At 69.5% G+C, this 16,600-nt stretch carries 19 protein-coding genes; 7 read left to right on the forward strand and 12 right to left on the reverse strand.

The window, feature by feature from the left end:
• Positions 1-107: 107 nt before the first annotated feature.
• The 6 genes from OG373_RS15120 to OG373_RS15145 all read right to left on the reverse strand — a co-directional run bounded on the left by OG373_RS15120 (position 108) and on the right by OG373_RS15145 (position 5,026).
• Positions 108-1,160, reverse strand: a complete 1,053-nt coding sequence (locus OG373_RS15120; RefSeq protein ID WP_405438805.1) for a hypothetical protein — start codon at positions 1,158-1,160, stop codon at positions 108-110.
• Positions 1,141-2,262, reverse strand: coding sequence for a DUF3696 domain-containing protein (locus OG373_RS15125; protein WP_405438806.1), 1,122 nt, complete (start codon positions 2,260-2,262; stop codon positions 1,141-1,143). The genes OG373_RS15120 and OG373_RS15125 overlap by 20 nt, the downstream gene beginning before the upstream one ends.
• On the reverse strand, positions 2,259-3,440 hold the full coding sequence (locus OG373_RS15130) for a DUF262 domain-containing protein (RefSeq protein WP_405438808.1): 1,182 nt from the start codon (positions 3,438-3,440) through the stop codon (positions 2,259-2,261). Before OG373_RS15130 ends, OG373_RS15125 begins: the two co-directional genes overlap by 4 nt.
• A 110-nt stretch (positions 3,441-3,550) precedes the next feature.
• Positions 3,551-3,805 (reverse strand): Txe/YoeB family addiction module toxin, encoded by a 255-nt coding sequence (locus OG373_RS15135; RefSeq protein WP_382542228.1) that lies wholly within the window; start codon positions 3,803-3,805, stop codon positions 3,551-3,553.
• Positions 3,802-4,083, reverse strand: a complete 282-nt coding sequence (locus OG373_RS15140; RefSeq protein WP_405438810.1) for a type II toxin-antitoxin system Phd/YefM family antitoxin — start codon at positions 4,081-4,083, stop codon at positions 3,802-3,804. The genes OG373_RS15135 and OG373_RS15140 overlap by 4 nt, the downstream gene beginning before the upstream one ends.
• Before the next feature lie 310 nt (positions 4,084-4,393).
• Positions 4,394-5,026 (reverse strand): hypothetical protein, encoded by a 633-nt coding sequence (locus OG373_RS15145; RefSeq protein ID WP_405438812.1) that lies wholly within the window; start codon positions 5,024-5,026, stop codon positions 4,394-4,396.
• Between the two features lie 138 nt (positions 5,027-5,164).
• Between OG373_RS15145 and OG373_RS15150 the strand changes: the two genes are divergently transcribed.
• Entirely contained in the window at positions 5,165-5,746 is a 582-nt protein-coding gene (locus tag OG373_RS15150; RefSeq protein WP_405438814.1) for a Uma2 family endonuclease, read from the forward strand.
• A gap of 111 nt (positions 5,747-5,857) precedes the next feature.
• Here the strand turns inward: OG373_RS15150 and ychF are convergent, their stop codons facing one another.
• On the reverse strand, positions 5,858-6,946 hold the full coding sequence (gene ychF / locus OG373_RS15155; RefSeq protein ID WP_405438815.1) for a redox-regulated ATPase YchF: 1,089 nt from the start codon (positions 6,944-6,946) through the stop codon (positions 5,858-5,860).
• A 135-nt stretch (positions 6,947-7,081) separates the two neighbouring features.
• Between ychF and OG373_RS15160 the strand changes: the two genes are divergently transcribed.
• Positions 7,082-7,606 (forward strand): DUF6542 domain-containing protein, encoded by a 525-nt coding sequence (locus OG373_RS15160; protein ID WP_397729287.1) that lies wholly within the window; start codon positions 7,082-7,084, stop codon positions 7,604-7,606.
• A gap of 9 nt (positions 7,607-7,615) precedes the next feature.
• Here OG373_RS15160 and ppgK read toward each other — a convergent pair whose 3' ends face one another.
• Complete coding sequence (gene ppgK, locus OG373_RS15165) at positions 7,616-8,380, reverse strand: polyphosphate--glucose phosphotransferase (RefSeq protein ID WP_405438817.1); 765 nt, start codon at positions 8,378-8,380, stop codon at positions 7,616-7,618.
• A 21-nt stretch (positions 8,381-8,401) separates the two neighbouring features.
• Positions 8,402-9,406 (reverse strand): 4-hydroxy-3-methylbut-2-enyl diphosphate reductase, encoded by a 1,005-nt coding sequence (locus OG373_RS15170; RefSeq protein WP_373040864.1) that lies wholly within the window; start codon positions 9,404-9,406, stop codon positions 8,402-8,404.
• A 98-nt stretch (positions 9,407-9,504) separates the two neighbouring features.
• Between OG373_RS15170 and OG373_RS15175 the strand changes: the two genes are divergently transcribed.
• The 4 genes from OG373_RS15175 (at position 9,505) to OG373_RS15190 (ending at position 13,190) form a co-directional block, all read left to right on the forward strand.
• The gene (locus tag OG373_RS15175) at positions 9,505-10,887 is read left to right on the forward strand and encodes an APC family permease (protein ID WP_405438819.1); all 1,383 of its coding nucleotides are present in this window, start codon (positions 9,505-9,507) and stop codon (positions 10,885-10,887) included.
• A 33-nt stretch (positions 10,888-10,920) separates the two neighbouring features.
• Positions 10,921-12,153 carry an exodeoxyribonuclease VII large subunit gene (gene xseA, locus OG373_RS15180; protein ID WP_397729290.1) on the forward strand — a complete coding sequence of 411 codons (1,233 nt, stop codon included), beginning with the start codon at positions 10,921-10,923 and terminating at the stop codon, positions 12,151-12,153.
• Positions 12,154-12,207: 54 nt separating this feature from the next.
• On the forward strand, positions 12,208-12,426 hold the full coding sequence (locus OG373_RS15185; RefSeq protein WP_030385819.1) for an exodeoxyribonuclease VII small subunit: 219 nt from the start codon (positions 12,208-12,210) through the stop codon (positions 12,424-12,426).
• 170 nt (positions 12,427-12,596) lie between these two features.
• A complete protein-coding gene (locus OG373_RS15190) occupies positions 12,597-13,190 on the forward strand; it encodes a malonic semialdehyde reductase (protein WP_397729291.1) in 594 nt (197 codons plus the stop codon).
• Between the two features lie 139 nt (positions 13,191-13,329).
• Here the strand turns inward: OG373_RS15190 and OG373_RS15195 are convergent, their stop codons facing one another.
• On the reverse strand, positions 13,330-13,848 hold the full coding sequence (locus OG373_RS15195) for a DUF4245 domain-containing protein (protein ID WP_189972356.1): 519 nt from the start codon (positions 13,846-13,848) through the stop codon (positions 13,330-13,332).
• A 307-nt stretch (positions 13,849-14,155) separates the two neighbouring features.
• On the opposite strand from OG373_RS15195, the gene glpX reads away from it, so the two are divergent.
• The gene (glpX, locus tag OG373_RS15200) at positions 14,156-15,187 is read left to right on the forward strand and encodes a class II fructose-bisphosphatase (protein ID WP_030712049.1); all 1,032 of its coding nucleotides are present in this window, start codon (positions 14,156-14,158) and stop codon (positions 15,185-15,187) included.
• A gap of 93 nt (positions 15,188-15,280) precedes the next feature.
• On the opposite strand, the gene OG373_RS15205 is transcribed toward glpX, so the two are convergent.
• The gene (locus tag OG373_RS15205; RefSeq protein ID WP_405438822.1) at positions 15,281-15,679 is read right to left on the reverse strand and encodes a WhiB family transcriptional regulator; all 399 of its coding nucleotides are present in this window, start codon (positions 15,677-15,679) and stop codon (positions 15,281-15,283) included.
• A gap of 133 nt (positions 15,680-15,812) precedes the next feature.
• Positions 15,813-16,412, reverse strand: coding sequence for a TIGR03086 family metal-binding protein (locus tag OG373_RS15210; protein ID WP_405438824.1), 600 nt, complete (start codon positions 16,410-16,412; stop codon positions 15,813-15,815).
• Positions 16,413-16,600 lie beyond the last annotated feature (188 nt).

A 16,600-nucleotide genomic window follows, 5' to 3' on the forward strand; every position in this document is an offset into this window, starting at 1 on the left:
GCGCGGACGGCTTCGGACCACCGGGCTTACCGGACCCCAGGCCTGATCGACGTCACGTCAGGCGATACCTGTGAGCTGCCTCCTTGGCGGAGGCCACTCGTCCGCCTTCAGGTCCCAAGATGCCCTGCGAAGATCCCAACCAGGACCCGGTCGTCGTGCTCGGGAATCGGCAAAGAGAAGTGCACTCGATCACGGTCCCACAGTCGCTTGCCGTGCCATTCGCAACGATAGGTGGCGCCTTCGTGGCCGACATTGCGCTGTTCCCAGGCACTCGCGTTCTTCTTCGTATTCGGGCTCTCGGGGGAGATCTCCAGGTCCAGGGCTTTGAATCGGCGCATGACCTGGTTCTGATCCCCACCGCACTCGGCCAGGGTCCGGGCAAAATGGTCATCGAGGGCCCCCAGTAGCCGCACCAGCCAAGGCAGCACCTCGGCGTATGAGCCCTTGAAGTGGTTCAGGCGCAGGGATGCGGCGAACAGCAGTCGAGGAAAGGCGTCCTGGGCGAAGGTGAAGAAGCGCTCGGCCGGAACGCGCTCGTGGGTATACAAGCCACGCCAGAAACCGGGCGCGTCCTCCGGGTACCGCAGGACATGCGCCCGTACCTCGTCGTAGCCCTCCTCCATCAGCCGCGTCACAGTGAGCCATCCGGACGGCCAGTCGGGCTGTGAGACGTAAGGCGTGAGCAGGACGGACATGGCACGCCCGTCGGCGGCCCGCGCCAGAGCATGGGCGACGCCCCAGGAGGGCTCCCGCTCGGGGCCGTCAGCCACGCGAACCGGCAGGGGCAGATCCGACTCGGCGGGCTGCACAACTCGGCACTTGTCCAACAGCTTCTGCAGTCGGATCCGGTCGTCGTGGGACAGTCCTCCGCCCGGTGAGTACAGGGCGTCGATCAACTTCGTAGAGGGCAGACATTCAGAGTCATACGCGGCATCGACAAACGCGGCGGTGCGTCCGTCGGCCAGTGGTTGAAGGGACTCGGCCAACGTACCGAGGGCGTCTCGCAGCGAACCGGGATCCCTTAGCTCCCGCCAGTCGAAACACTCTTCGCCAATGACCACACGGTAGTCGTCGTCGGCTGTTTGGTCGTCCGGTACGGACGTGAGGCCGCCTCGCGCGTTCCGCTCGCTCCCACCGGTCTCATTTGCCGCGTCGGGCACGAGCCAGCCTCCCGAGGTCGGTCTCGATCTGGTCGAAGAAGCCGCTGGGCCAGTGACTCAGCTCGCCCTTGTCATTGATGGTGATGGGGAGCACCTGATCGTGGTCGAAGTAGTGAGTAACCATGTCCTCCGCCGGGAGGGCACGGTCCTGTGCCACTGCGAGCCGGGCGCCGTTGAGGACGTGGTCACTGTGTGTCTCCACGACGACCTGCACCCCGCTGCCCGCTACCTGGGCGAGGAACCGGCCCAGGCGGGACTGTCCCGCAGGGTGCAGATGTGCCTCCGGATTCTCCACGATCAGCAGGTCGCCCGGCTCGGTGAGCAAGCCCGCAACGATGACCGGCAGGGCGTATGAGACACCGAAGCCCGTGTTGACGGGACGGATCTCCTCGCCGCTCAGGCCCGGCTCGCCAAACCGGATCGTTCCGGCCATGATGCCCACAGCCACCCGCGCGGTGATCCGCAGCGGACGGATGATCTCCGAGGCCCATGCCTCAGTTTGGAGCCTGAGCTGCGGTCCAGCGGCCTCGGGGTTCCGCAGTGGTCCGCGGACCGCCCTGCGGCTGGTCACCGCGCGAGTGTCTCGCAGGGCGAGGACCTGTGCGGTGTACTCGCCCCGAACACCGACCCCGATCCGGTCGGGCTCCTCGGCGGACACCGCCAGGGTGTCACGAGGGCCGAGTCGCTCAGCGCTCAGATAGGTGAACGCGGGGTCTTTTACATCCCGCCCGATGCCGGGCGCCGACTGGACCGGCAACCGCAACGTCTGAAGATGCAGTGCCTGCTCGGAGTCGGGCAAGCCCAGGACGTACACCCACGTCTCACCGTTGGGACCACCCACCCGTACGGTGATCTCCCGAGTGTCGATCGTCCAGTTCAGCACGTCCTTGGCCTCGCCGAGGGCCAGCCCCAGTGGGCCGTTCAACCGGACGGCGCCACTTGCCGTGCCGCGGGCCGCCTCGGCCAGCCGCGCCAGCAGCAAGGACTGGATCACCGTGCTCTTGCCACCGCCGTTGACGCCGGTCAGGACGGTCAGGGGACGTAGGTCGAACGATTCCGCCTCGAAGCGCTTGAAGCCCCGGATTTCCAGGGAGGTGATCACCGGCCGGCTCCGGCGTCCGCGACGGCGGCTTTGAAACGGTAGTCGACCCGGCCCCGGTCAGCGGTGGAGGAAGTAATGGCGTTGAGGTAGCCGACATCGGACGTCATCCGCTGGCGAGCGGCCTCCACGATGGCCATACGGCGTGCGCGCAGGTCGTCCCACATGTGATCGGGATCGGCCAGGGCCAGCGACCAGCTCTCAAACATGGCGCGGTTGATCGGTCGCCGCCAGTTTTCGCCCGTGGGCCACTTACGGAAGGCGTGATCGCCGAAGACGAGGTACGCGTGGGACATCGCCCGCTCGAAGGCAGCCTCCAGTTCCGTCACCTGCTCGTCCGGGACCTGCTTGGGATCGTCCAACATCTCAGTGGCGTCCATCAGGAACGTTTCCATCACCGGCCGCTCCTGGTAGGCCCCCAACCCCTTCAGCCAGAATGCGGTGAACCTCAGGGCCATCTCCCGGTCGTTCATCCTGATGTGGTCGGTCAGACGGCCTCCGGTGGCCTTGGCAAAGGCGTCCGTGTGGGTCATCCGGTGCAGGATGTCCCGGCTGCGCGGACTACTCATGCAGTGTCTGATCTCCTGGCCGTTGAGTGGGGTGCCGCCGGTGTTGATCCGCTTGAAAATTTCGTACGTGACTCCACGGGGCGTGGTCGGGTCGATCACGTTGACGATCAGCTGAGTGTTGTTGATCCGGCGCTGGAACGGCACCGGGAGGTCTCCAAAGCGCAGGTTTTTCAGGTCGTCCAGATGCTCCAACTTCCCCAGGGTGAAACCCTCGGCCGCCCCGCCCCGGACGAAGGCGTGGAGCGTGGACAGTCGCTGCAGGCCGTCGACGACACGGAACGATCCGTCCACGTCCTCGGCGAAGTAGAACGCGGGCAGCGGAATCTGCAGCAGCAAGGACTCCACCAGCAAGGACTTCTGGTCGGCCCGCCAGACCCGCAACCGCTGAAAGTCCGGAGCCAGTTCGATCGAACCCTCATCGATCTGGTCGAGAATGTTACGCAGGGAGAACTGGCTGGTGTTCACCCGGATCTGGTCTGGGTTCCACGGCCGGTGAATGCGGGTGGTGTCCTCGCCGGCGTCCTCCACTTCAATGTCCGTGGCGTGTCCGTCGAACACGTCCTCCACAATGTCCGGAGCCACCGGAACCGTCTGCGCACCGTCCATAACCATGCAGGCCATCCTAGAGAGAGGGCTCACGGTGCGGAGGTGTTGCGGCGATCTCCCTCTGGACCCGCGACAGTGTCGCGCTGGCCGACGAGCCGCTCTCCTGGCCAAACTCTTCAGTAGTGATAGCGAGCGGCGAGGATGACGATCTCCTTGTCCGTCACCAGGTAGACGAGGCGGTGCTCGTCGTCGATCCGCCGCGACCACACGCCAGGCAGGTGGTACTTCAAAGGTTCGGGCTTACCGATCCCCGAGAAGGGGTCACGCCTGACGTCCTCGATGAGCTTGTTGATCCGGGCGAGCATCTTGCGGTCGTTCTTGAGCCAGGACGTGTAGTCCTCCCAGCCCTGATCCTCGAAGACAAGCCTCACGCGGCACCCGCACCAGCGTCCGCCGAGTCCGGATCGATCAGCTCACGCTCCGACACGTTGATGTTGGCCAGGGCGTTCTCGTACGCCTTGAGCAGCCGACGGGCGTTCACCGGTGAGCGCAGCAGGTACGAGCCCTCGCGCAGCGCTGCGTAGTCCTCGGCCGAGACAAGCACGGCGTTGCCGTGCTTCGAGACGATCTCGATGGCCTCGTGGTTCTCGTTGACCTTCTTGATCAGCGGAAAGAGTTCCTTGCGGGCTTCGCTCGCAGTTATGGACATGACCTGACCCCTTCCATCAAGTGGTACCTAATAACGTACCACTCTCGGCGCCGCTCGGGAGGGGAGACGGCTGATGCGCGGTCAGCTATCCCAGCACCATCCCGGCACGGGAAAAAGCCAAGGGCCCACCTCCGAAGAGGTGAGCCCTTCTGACCTGCATGTTTGCCAGGTCAAGACGTGGCGTTATTTCATCCGCTCACACGCTGAAGCGGAACGTACGTAACGACGCCCTCACCTGCGGAAACGTGCCGACAGGGGCTCAAGTCGGCACAGAATCAGCACGGGATTACGGTTCCTCCACACCGGAGGTCTACTCCGGCCCCTGCCGTCCAAGCCGCTTCCGGACCTCGCCGCTCAGCGCTTCAACGGAGCGGGACTGCTCCTCCTGCGCGTCTGCGCTCCTCTTGAGATGCTTCGCGATCTGATGGGTACTCCACTCCACCGAGTCGGTCTCTAGGGCGCTGTCCCGGAGGGCTTCGAGATCGACCGTGTAGATGAGCGGGTCCACACGGCCGAACGGTCCGTCCTCCTCCACCCGAAACTCGTAGATCTTGGGCAGCTCCGAGGAGAACATCTGATGGCCCATGTCCATGACGAAGGGAATTCGGCGCTTCGGAGGCAGGGTGGCGATGGGGCGGCTAACAGCGCGATTGAGCGTCGCGGCCCGCTCGGCCCCAAGAGTGGTCTGCAGCGGAGGGCTAACCGAGATGCGTACATTGCGGGCCAAGGTCTGACCGATGTTCTCGATCAACAGCACGAGCAGCGATGACCCCGGGATACGAGGCCTGATGTCGACGATGACGTACGGCTCCGCCTGCTCGCGTTGCGCCTTCTCCGTGAGGGCGTTGGCTTGGGCAACTGCTCTCGCCTGACTCCGGTGGTAGACGAGGGCCCAGAACGCGGCCGTCGTCGAGAAGACGAAAGCCGCCACGGAGATGACCACTGTGGCGACCTGGATCGACGAGTCACCGATGGCCGGATGTTAGGCGTGTGGCCGGTCATGGCGCGGCATGTTACCGAAAACCCCCGGACCGGGATAGTTGGCTCTCCAGCCTGAGCTGCGGACCGCTACCGTGAAGCCATGACCGCACTGCCCGACTGGATGCGCCCGCCGCGCGCGGAAGGCTGGTTCGCGGAGGACCTCGACCGCCTCCCCGAGGCGCCCCGCCACACCGAGCTGATCGATGGAGCCCTCGTCTTCATGATGTCGCCCCAGCGGTCCTGGCATGGCCGCCTCGTCACCGCCCTGACCACCACGCTCATGGCGCAGGCGCCGGCCGGCTTCGAGGTCGAGCGCGAAATGACGATCCGCCTGGATGCCCGCAACCGCCCCGAGCCGGACCTCCTACTGACAGACCTGCCGTACGACCCCGACCGCACCTGGTACGCCCCGGAGGACGTGAAGCTCGTCGTGGAAGCGGTGTCACCCGAGTCCGCCCATCGCGATCGCACAGTAAAGCTCCGCAAGTACGCAGAGGCCGGCATCCCGCACTACTGGTGCATCGAGGACGAGGACGGCGCACCCGTCGTCCACGTCTATGAGCTCGACGTACCCACCGGCGCATACGCCCCCGCCGGCATCTTCCGCGGCACCCTCCAGCGCCCAGTGCCCTTCGAAGTCAGCCTGGACCTCGACAAGCTCACGCCGCCCCGAAGCAGGTGAAAGTCAGCACCAAGTCAGCACGGGAATGCAGAAGGGGTCGGACTCGCTAGAGTCCGACCCCTTCTGACCTGCACGCTTGACGAAACTATCTAACATGCAGTAACGAGCCGATTACACGTTGAAGCGGAACTCCACCACGTCGCCGTCCTGCATGACGTAGTCCTTGCCCTCCATGCGGGCCTTGCCCTTGGAGCGGGCCTCGGCGACCGAGCCGCAGGCGACCAGGTCCGCGAAGGAGATGACCTCGGCCTTGATGAAGCCGCGCTGGAAGTCGGTGTGGATCACGCCGGCCGCCTCGGGCGCCGTCGCGCCCTGCTTGATGGTCCAGGCGCGGGTTTCCTTCGGGCCGGCCGTCAGGTAGGTCTGCAGGCCCAGGGTGGCGAAGCCGACGCGGCCGAGGGTGGCGAGGCCGGGCTCGTCCTGGCCGACCGACTGGAGGAGTTCGAGGGCCTCCTCGTCGTCCAGCTCGGAGAGGTCCTGCTCCAGCTTGGCGTTGAGGAAGATCGCCTCGGCCGGGGCGACGAGCGCGCTCTGCTCGGCCTTGAAGGCGTCGTCCGTCAGCTCGTCCTCGTCCACGTTGAAGACGTAGAGGAAGGGCTTCGTGGTGAGCAGGTGGAGCTCGTGGAGGAGGTCGCCCAGCTCCGTGCCCTTGGAGATGCCCTTGGAGAAGAGGGTGTCGCCCGCTTCGAGGATCTTCTTGGCCTCGACGACGGCCGCGAGGACCGCGACCTTCTCCTTCTGGAGGCGGGACTCCTTCGTCAGGCGCGGCTCGGCCTTCTCGATCGACTGGAGGTCGGCGAGGATCAGCTCGGTGTTGATCGTCTCGATGTCGTCCTTCGGCGAGACCTTGCCGTCGACGTGGACGACGTTCTCGTCCTTGAAGGCGCGGATGACCTGGCAGATGGCGTCCGACTCGCGGATGTTCGCGAGGAACTTGTTGCCGAGGCCCTCGCCCTCCGAGGCGCCGCGCACGATGCCCGCGATGTCGACGAAGTCGACGGTGGCCGGGAGGACCCGCTGCGATCCGAAGATGCCCGCGAGGACGGCCAGGCGCGGGTCCGGGACGCCGACGACGCCGACGTTCGGCTCGATCGTGGCGAACGGGTAGTTGGCCGCCAGCACGTCGTTCTTGGTCAGGGCGTTGAACAGGGTCGACTTGCCGACATTCGGCAGGCCGACGATTCCGATCGTGAGCGACACGTTGGCGACTTCCCGTAGCTGGAGGGGGCGGCGGCCCGGGAGTGGGCCACCGGACAGTTTACTTTCCGATGAGTGGCACTCGTTGTACGCGTGTCCCCACACCGATACCGGGCTCGCCCCGCCTAGCTTGGTCACGTGGAGCAACACAGGACGCGATCGGCCCCTCACCCGCAGCGACCCCCGGCCCAGCGCGGGGCGCCGCGGCCCACCGCGGTGCCCGCCCAGGGCGGCGCCGGCGGCCCCCGGCGGTCGCCGCTCGCGCGGCGGATGCCCCGGCCCCGGTTGACCGGGCTCGGCGGCGGGCTGTTCGCGTGCGCCGCCATGGTGCTGGTGGCCGGGATCTGCTGGCTGCTCTTCGGCTCCTCGCTCTTCGTCTACGGGCTGCTCTTCCTGCCCGTCGCGGCCGCCACCGCGCTCTGGGTGCGGCCCGCCGACCTGATCACCGCGCCGATCGGCGTCCCCATCGCCTTCGCCGCCGGAGTGTGGCCCATCTCGGGCGGCTCCGGCGGCCTCGGCGGGCAGCTGATGGGCCTGGTGTCCGCGCTGTCGCTGCACGCGGGCTGGCTCTACGCCGGGACGCTCGTCGCCGCGCTGATCGCCGTCGTCCGCAAGGCCGTGCTCATCGGCAGGCGGCGGATGCCCCGCCGCCTCACCCAGTGAGACCGCTCCCTATTTCTTGGCCGCCCCAGCCGTCTGCCCCGCCTTCGCCGCCATCGCCGCTCCCACGATGCCCGCGTTGTTCTGGAGCCTGGCCGGGACGATCTCGGCCCGCACGCCCTCGATCAGCGGCAGGAACTTCTCCGGCTTGCGGCTGACGCCACCGCCGATGATGAAGAGGTCCGGGGAGAACAGCATCTCCACGTGCTGGAGGTAGCGCTGCACCCGGTGCGCCCAGCGCTCCCACGTCAGGTCGTGGTCCTCCTTGGCCTTCACCGAGGCCCGCGTCTCCGCGTCGTGGCCCCTCAGCTCCAGGTGGCCGAGCTCCGAATTCGGGACCAGCCGCCCGTCCGTGAACAGGGCGCTGCCGATACCCGTCCCCAGGGTGAGCAGCAGGACGGTGCCGTCCCGCCCGCGCCCGGCCCCGTACGTCATCTCCGCGATCCCCGCCGCGTCCGCGTCGTTCAGGACCGTGACGGGCAGGCCGCCCAGCTCGCGCGAGAGCAGCGCCGCCGAGTCGACGCCGATCCAGGACTTGTCCATGTTGGCCGCCGTACGGGTCACGCCGCCGGTGACCACGCCAGGGAAGGTGACCCCGACCGGTCCGTCCCAGTCGAAGTTGCGCACCACTTCGACGACACAGCCGGCCACCCCCTCGGGGGCGGCCGGCTGCGGTGTCAGTACTTTGTGGCGCTCCTGCGCCAGGTCGCCACGTTCCAGGTCCACGGGAGCGCCCTTGATCCCGGACCCGCCGATGTCCACGCCGAAGATCTGCATGGACATACCGTACGAAACGAGTTACTTGTCGGCGACCAGTTCGGCAGCCTCGGCCCGCAGGTCGCGGCGGAGTTCCTTCGGCAGCGAGAAGACGATCGACTCCTCGGCGGTCTTGACGATCTCCACGTCCGCGTAGCCGCGCACCGTCAGCCACTCCAGGACCTCTTCGACCAGCACCTCCGGCACCGAGGCGCCCGAGGTGAGACCGACCGTGGTGACGCCCTCGAGCCAGGCCTCGTCGATCTCGCTCGCGAAGTCGACGAGGTACGCGGCGCCGGCGCCCGCGTCGAGCGCGACCTCGACGAGCCGGATCGAGTTCGAGGAGTTCTTCGAACCCACCACGATGACCAGGTCGGAGTCGGCGCCCATCACCTTGACCGCCGCCTGCCGGTTCGAGGTGGCGTAGCAGATGTCGTCGCTCGGCGGCGAGACCAGCAGCGGGAACTTCGTCTTCAGCGCGTCGACCGTCTCCATCGTCTCGTCGACCGAGAGGGTGGTCTGGGAGAGCCAGACGACCTTGGACTCGTCACGGACGGTGACTTTCTCCACGTCGTGCGGGCCGTCGACGATCGTGATGTGGTCCGGGGCCTCGCCGGAGGTGCCGATGACCTCCTCGTGGCCCTCGTGGCCGATGAGGAGGATGTCGAAGTCCTCGTTCGCGTACCGGATGGCTTCCTTGTGCACCTTGGTGACCAGCGGGCAGGTCGCGTCGATCGTCGCGAGCTTGCCGCGGGCCGCCTCCTCGTGCACCACCGGCGCCACACCGTGCGCGGAGAACATCACGATGGAGCCCTCGGGGACCTCCTCCGTGCGCTCGACGAAGATGGCGCCCTTCTTCTCCAGCGTCTGGACGACGTACTTGTTGTGCACGATCTCGTGGCGGACGTAGACCGGCGCACCGTACTGCTCAAGGGCTTTCTCGACGGCGATCACGGCTCGGTCCACGCCCGCGCAGTAGCCGCGGGGCGCGGCGAGCAGGACACGGCGGGAAGCAGGAGCGGGGGCGGGAGCAGTCATGTGCTCCATCGTACGGGGGTCTCCAGGAGGCCGGGCATCGCCCGTACGGCACACACTTGCCCGAAAGCCCGTACCCGCCGGTACCTGCCCACACCCTCGGAGGACGGATGGCTTCCGTTACGGATCCCGGTGCGGCGGCGGCGCCCGCGGCACTGCGGCGGAGCCTCGGCTTCCGGGACCTGGTCGTCTACGGCCTGCTGTTCATCGCCCCGATGGCCCCCGTCGGGGTATTCGGCACGCTCGACGCCACGTCGCACGGCGCCGTCGCCCTCGTCTACCTGTGCGCGACCGTCGCGATGGCCTTCACGGCCTTCAGCTACGCGCAGATGGTGCGGGTCGCCCCCCAGGCCGGGTCGGTCTTCACATACGCCCGAAAGGGTCTCGGCGAGGGCCCGGGGCTGATCGCCGGGTGGATGGCGATGCTCGACTACCTGCTGATCCCGGCGGTCGCGTACCTCTTCTCGGGGATCGCGATGAACGCGCTGGTCCCGGAGGTCTCCCGGTGGGTGTGGACGGCCCTGGCCGTCGTGATCACCACCCTGCTGAACCTGTGGGGCGTACGGGCGGCCGCGCGCGTGGGTTTCGCCGTACTGGCCATGGAGATCGTGGTCCTGCTCGTCTTCGTGGTCGCCGCGGTGACCGTGCTGGTCCAGGGCGGGGCACGGCGCGGCTGGCTGTCCCCGCTGACCGGCGACGGCTCGCTCGGCTTCAGTACGGCGGCCGTCCTGGGCGCGGTGTCGGTGGCGGTCCTGTCCTACCTCGGCTTCGACGCCATCGCCTCCTTCGCCGAGGAGGTGACGGGGGGATCGGAGCGCGTGGCCCGGGCGGTGCTGAGCTGCCTGGCGCTGGCCGGGGTGCTGTTCGTCGCCCAGAGCTACCTGGCCGCGCTGCTCATGCCCGTGTCCGCGGCGGAGCTGGCGGCGGACCCGGCGCAGCAGGGCCCGGCCTTCTACAACGCGGTGCAGTCCGCGGTCGGCTCCTGGCTGCACGACCTGGTGGCGGTCGGCAAGGCGATCGGGGCGGCCTTCGCGGCGCTGGCGGGGCAGGCGGCCGCCGGGCGGCTGGTGTTCGCGATGGCCCGGGAGCGGCGGCTGCCCCGGGTGCTCGCCCGGACCTCTCACGGCACCCCGCGGCCCGCCCTGCTGGTGGCGGCCGTCATCACGCTGGTCGCGGCCGTGTGGGCGGCCCGGCGCGGCGACGGGCTCGACCACCTGGTGTCGGTCGTGGACGTCGGGGCGCTCGTGGCCTTCACCCTGCTGCACGCCTCGGTGGTGGGCTGGTTCGTGGTCAAGCGGCGTGAGGGCCCGCCGAACTGGTGGAAGCACCTGGTGATGCCGGTGCTGGGCGCGGCGGTGACCGTCGCGGTGATCTTCGAGGCCTCCTGGACGGCGCAACTGGTGGGGGCGGTGTGGCTGGCGGTGGGTCTGGCGGTACTGCTCGCGCAGCGCGGACACCGGGACCTGCCCGGCGACACCGGCACCGCGGCCTGACGCAGTGTCGGCGGCGCCGGATAGCCTGCCTGCATGGGTCTGAATACGTCGGCCGAGGCGCCGCTGCCGGTAGGCCAGGTGTCCCGGCTCATCGGGGGCTGGATCGAGCGCCTCGGCCAGGTGTGGGTGGAAGGGCAGATCACGCAGCTCTCGCGGCGGCCGGGAGCGGGGGTGGTCTTCCTGACGCTGCGCGACCCCTCGCACGACATCTCGGTCAGCGTGACCTGCTTCCGCCAGGTCTACGACGAGGTCGCGGACGTGGTCTCCGAGGGCGCCCGGGTGGTCCTGCTGGCCAAGCCCGAGTGGTACGCCCCGCGCGGGCAGCTGTCCCTGCGGGCCACGGAGATACGGCCGGTCGGCATCGGGGAGCTGCTCGCCCGGCTGGAGCGGCTGAAGCGGTCCCTGGCTTCCGAGGGGCTCTTCGCGCCGGACCGCAAGAAGCCGCTGCCCTTCCTGCCGCAGCTGATCGGGCTGGTGGTCGGGCGGGCCTCGGCGGCCGAGCGCGATGTCCTGGAGAACGCCCGGCGCCGCTGGCCGGCGGTCCGCTTCGAGGTGCGCAACGTCGCCGTCCAGGGGGTGCACGCGGTGCCCCAGGTGGTCCGGGCGGTCCAGGAGCTCGACGCCATCGACGAGGTCGACGTGATCATCGTGGCGCGCGGCGGCGGCAGCGTGGAGGACCTGCTGCCCTTCTCCGACGAGGAGGTCGTCCGGACGGTCGCGGCGGCCCGTACGCCGGTGGTCTCGGCGATCGGCCACGAGCCGGACTCCCCGCTGCTGGACCTGGTCGCGGACGTCCGGGCCTCCACGCCCACCGACGCGGCGAAGAAGGTGGTCCCGGACGTCGGCGAGGAGCTGGAGCGCGTACGCCAGCTGCAGGCGCGGGGGCTGCGCGCGGTCACGGGGCTGCTCGACCGGGAGGAACGGGGCCTCGCGCACGCCCTGGCCCGGCCGGTCTTCGTCCACCCCCAGCGGATGGTGGAGATCCGCGAGGACGAGCTGGACGCGCTGCTGGCCCGGTCCCGGCGCACGCTGGGGCACCTGCTGGACCGGGCCGACTCGGAACTGGCCCACACGCTCGCCCGGGTGGTGGCGCTGTCGCCGGCCGCGACCCTGGAGCGGGGGTACGCCGTACTCCAGCGGGCCGACGGCCACGTGGTGCGCTCGCCGCAGGAGGTGGCGCCGCACGAGGTGCTGCGCGCACGGGTGGCGGAGGGCACCTTCTCCGTGGAGGTCTCCCCGGCGGACGCAACGGTCGCTTCGCAATAGCGACACACGGCCGCAATCACGTGGTCGCACGACACACAGAGGATGGATACGGGAATGACAGAGGCCGGAACGGCGCTGGGGTACGAGCAGGCGCGCGACGAGCTCATCGAGGTCGTCCGCAAGCTGGAGGCCGGCGGGACCTCGCTGGAGGACTCCCTCGCGCTCTGGGAGCGCGGCGAGGAGCTGGCGAAGGTCTGCCGGCACTGGCTGGAGGGGGCCCGGGCCCGGCTGGACTCGGCGCTGGCGGCGCGCGAGCCGGCCGAGGAGGAGTGACCGGGGGCAGGTGACCCGCAAGGAGCGGCCCGGAGCGGCGCGGGGCATCCCGGGGAGGGCGCCCGGGAGTGACACCGGTCACCAGCAGACGGATTTAGTTGAAAATTCATCTACCTCCGCCGTAGAGTCGGTGCCATCGCTTCACCTCCGCATGGAAGAAGGCTTTCCCGATGTCTCTCGTTCTTGACTCCGCCGCTCAGGACCTGCTGTTCCGCGAGGCCCGCACGGCCAACGCGTTCTCCGACGAGCCGGTCACCGAGGAGCAGGTCCAGGCGATATACGACCTGGTGAAGTTCGGCCCCACCGCCTTCAACCAGACCCCGCTGCGCATCACCCTGGTCCGCTCCCCCGAGGCCCGCGAGCGCCTCGTGAAGCACATGGCCAAGGGCAACGACGCCAAGACCGCCACCGCCCCGCTGGTCGCGATCCTCTCGGCGGACAACGAGTTCCACGAGGAGCTCCCGCAGCTGCTTCCGCACTTCCCGCAGGCCAAGGACGCGTTCTTCTCCGAGCGCCCGGTCCGCGAGCGGTCCGCCCTGCTGAACTCCGCGCTGCAGGCCGCGTACTTCATCATCGGCATCCGCGCCGCCGGCCTGGCCGCGGGCCCGATGACCGGCGCCGACTTCGCCGGCATCCAGAAGGAATTCCTGGACGACGACCACACCCCGATCATGGTCATCAACATCGGCAGGCCGGCCACCGAGGGCGCGTGGTTCGACCGCTCCCCGCGTCTGGCCTTCGACGAGGTCATCACGACCGTCTGAGCAAAGCCGCGGCCCGTCGGCCGCAGCACGTGAGAAGGGCCGTGGCCCCCGGGATCCGGGGGCCACGGCCCTTTCCGCGTTCTGGCGCGCCGAGACCGCTTCCCGACCCGGCACCAGGACGTGCGGGTCGAGGCAGCCTCTACTTGCCCTGCTTGAACTCCAGCGTCGCCGCGAGCGCGCCGAGCTGCTCGAAGGAGGCCGTCCCGGTCACCACCGTGACGTAGCCCTGCTCCTGCCGCACGAGGGCGTCGTACTTCTCGCCGTCCCAGCGCTCCCAGGTCAGGTCGCCGACCTGCTGCGTCTGCCCGGTGGCCGTCGCGTGCTGGGTGACCTTGGCGAGGTACTTGGCCGAGGTGTCCGTGGACTGCTCCACCGCCGCGTACTGCTGCTCCGGGTCGAGGAAGCCCAGGTGCCAGGCGTTGGCGTTCTTGCGCTCGTACGTCACCGAGGTCGCCCGCCACTGCTCCTGGAGCCCCACGGGGGCCGCCACCGGATACGGGGCCGCGCGCCGGGCCGTCAGGGTTTCCACCCGGTAGTCGACCGTGCGCGTCGGATCGGCCTTCTCGTCATGCGGGACGAAGAGGTAGATCCCGGCGACGACGATGCCGATCACCCCCAGCGACCGGACCATGTCCCAGACCGTCTGCTTGCCTTTCATACCTGCCACGCGCCCCATCGTCCCGCATCGCGGGACGGCGATCACCGCCGGGGTCGCGGTGCGGCGCGTGTCGGCGGACCCTGGAGACTCCCGGGCCGCCCAGGACACCCCCGGAGCGTCCCGGGGACTCCCGGACGCTCCCGGACCGCCCCGGGGAGCCCCGCAGTGCCGCAAGACGTCCGCTCAGGACAATCGGCTGACCGATATGCCGCTCATACGTGACCCGCCCTGCTCAATATGTCGACGTACCGATAGAGTTCCAGCACCCTCACTACCCGGCCGTCGCCGTACAGAAAGGTGCGCTCCGATGACCGAGCACAACCTGCCGCCCCAGCTCGAAGTCTCCCCGGAGGCCCCTGACCGCAACCTCGCACTGGAACTCGTACGGGTCACCGAGGCCGCCGCCATGGCCGCGGGCCGGTGGGTCGGACGCGGCGACAAGATCGGCGCGGACGGTGCCGCGGTGAACGCGATGCGCACCCTGATCTCCACCGTCTCGATGAACGGCGTCGTCGTCATCGGCGAGGGGGAGAAGGACGAGGCCCCCATGCTGTTCAACGGCGAGCGCGTCGGCGACGGCACGGGCGCCGAGGTCGACATCGCCGTGGACCCGATCGACGGCACCACCCTGAACGCCAAGGGCATGCCGAACGCCATCGCCGTCCTGGCCGCCGCCGACCGCGGCACCATGTTCGACCCGTCCGCGGTGTTCTACATGGAGAAGCTGGTCACCGGCCCCGAGGCCGCCGACTTCGTCGACATCAACGCCCCCGTCTCGGTGAACATCCGCCGGGTCGCCAAGGCCAAGAACATGGCCGTCGAGGACGTCACCGTGGTCATCCTGGACCGCCCCCGCCACGAGGGCATCGTCAAGGAGATCCGCGAGACCGGCGCCCGCATCAAGTTCATCTCCGACGGCGATGTCGCGGGCTCGGTCATGGCCGTGCGCGAGGGCACCGGCGTCGACCTGCTCCTCGGCATCGGCGGCACCCCCGAGGGCATCATCTCGGCGTGCGCCATAAAGTGCCTCGGCGGCACCATCCAGGGCAAGCTCTGGCCGAAGGACGAGGCCGAGCGCCAGCGCGCGCTCGACGCCGGCCACGACCTGGACCGCGTCCTGACCACGAACGACCTGGTGTCCGGCGAGAACGTCTTCTTCGTCGCCACGGGCATCACCGACGGCGAGCTGCTGCGCGGCGTCCACTACCGCTCGGAGACCGCGACGACGTCCTCGCTGGTCATGCGCTCGAAGTCGGGCACGATCCGGCAGATCGACTCCACGCACCGCCTGTCGAAGCTGCGCGCGTACAGCGCGATCGACTTCGACCGCGCCCACTAGGCACGGCGGGAAACGAGAGGGGCGGTCCACCGCGTGCGGCGGGGGACCGCCCCTCTCGTGCATCCGCTGCGGCATCCGGCGCCCGCGACCGGCTCAGCCCGCCGCGGCGATCGGCCCGGCCCCGGGGGCCTGGCGCAGTTCGGCGGCCCGCCGCCGCATGCGCGCCAGCACCACCCGGCGCTCGGCGGCGGTGAGACCGCCCCACACCCCGTACGGCTCGGGCTGGAGCAGCGCGTGCTCCCGGCAGGCGACCATCACCGGGCAGCGGGCGCAGACGCGCTTGGCTGCTTCCTCACGGGAGAGCCGGGCCGCGGTCGGCTCCTTGGACGGCGCGAAGAAGAGCCCCGCCTCGTCGCGGCGGCACACCGCCTCCGCGTGCCATGGGCCGTCCTCCGCCCTCGCCGGAACCCGCGGCTGCGGCACGGCCGCCGCAGGCCCCGGAAAACTCTGGACGGCGGCTACCTGCAAGGACTGATGCGGCGGATGCGGCACGGTCTACTCCTGACGACGTATACGTGAGCGAGAGACGACGCACCTGTCCCTACCCGCTGCACGCGCCCCTATGCACCCCGTGCCACGGGGCGGTGGCGGTTCGTCCGAAACGAGACCCCCGCCGGGCGGGCCGTCATGCCACGGGCGCGGCCCACCCGGGATCCCGTCCGAGGAAGGCCAGCAGCTCCGCTGCGGCGCCGTGGTCCGCGCCGGGCGCGAGGGGGAACACCGGTCCGTAGGCGAAGCCGCGCAGGGGCTCGACGAGGACGTCGGCGGCCGGGCGCAGGGCGGTGGCCAGAGCGTCGGTCAGGCCGGGCGGCCGGCCCGTGGCGACGGCGATGTCCCAGGCGTGCACAGCGGCGTCGAGGGCGGCGGCTCCGACGGCCGTCCCGGCCGGTACGGCGAAGGGCGGCAGCGGCACGGCCACGTCCGGATCGCCGGGGGCCACCGCCGAGAAGGCCTCGGCCGCGGCCGCGAGCGCCGGGTCCAGCAGGCCCGCAGGGGGGCCGGCCAGGGCGCCGGAGGGCGCGAAGGGATCCTCGGCGGGCCCGGAACCGCCGGTCAGCCGGGCGGCGTACGCGAGCTGGTCGCCCGCGGCGTGCTGGAGGACCTGGGTGACGTTCCACTGCGCGCACGGGGTCGGGCGGTCCCAGCCGTCGGCCGGCACCCCCTCGACGGCCTCGCGCAGCGTCGCGTACGCCTCGTCGAGCAGTTCCCACTGGGTCATGGTCATGACGCGGACCCTAGGCCGTCTCCGTCTCTTTCGGATCTTGTCGGCCGAGTCCGCGGCGTCCGGTGCCGTGCCCGGCAAGGCGGAGGTGCGCCCTTGTACTGGACGTACTCGGGCACCCCGACAACGCAGCCGGGTGCGGTGCCGGGCGTCGCGGGCCCGGCAAGATCCGGAAGAGACGGCCTGGTGCC

The organism is Streptomyces avidinii (assembly GCF_045161815.1).
In the GTDB taxonomy this organism is placed as follows: domain Bacteria; phylum Actinomycetota; class Actinomycetes; order Streptomycetales; family Streptomycetaceae; genus Streptomyces; species Streptomyces avidinii.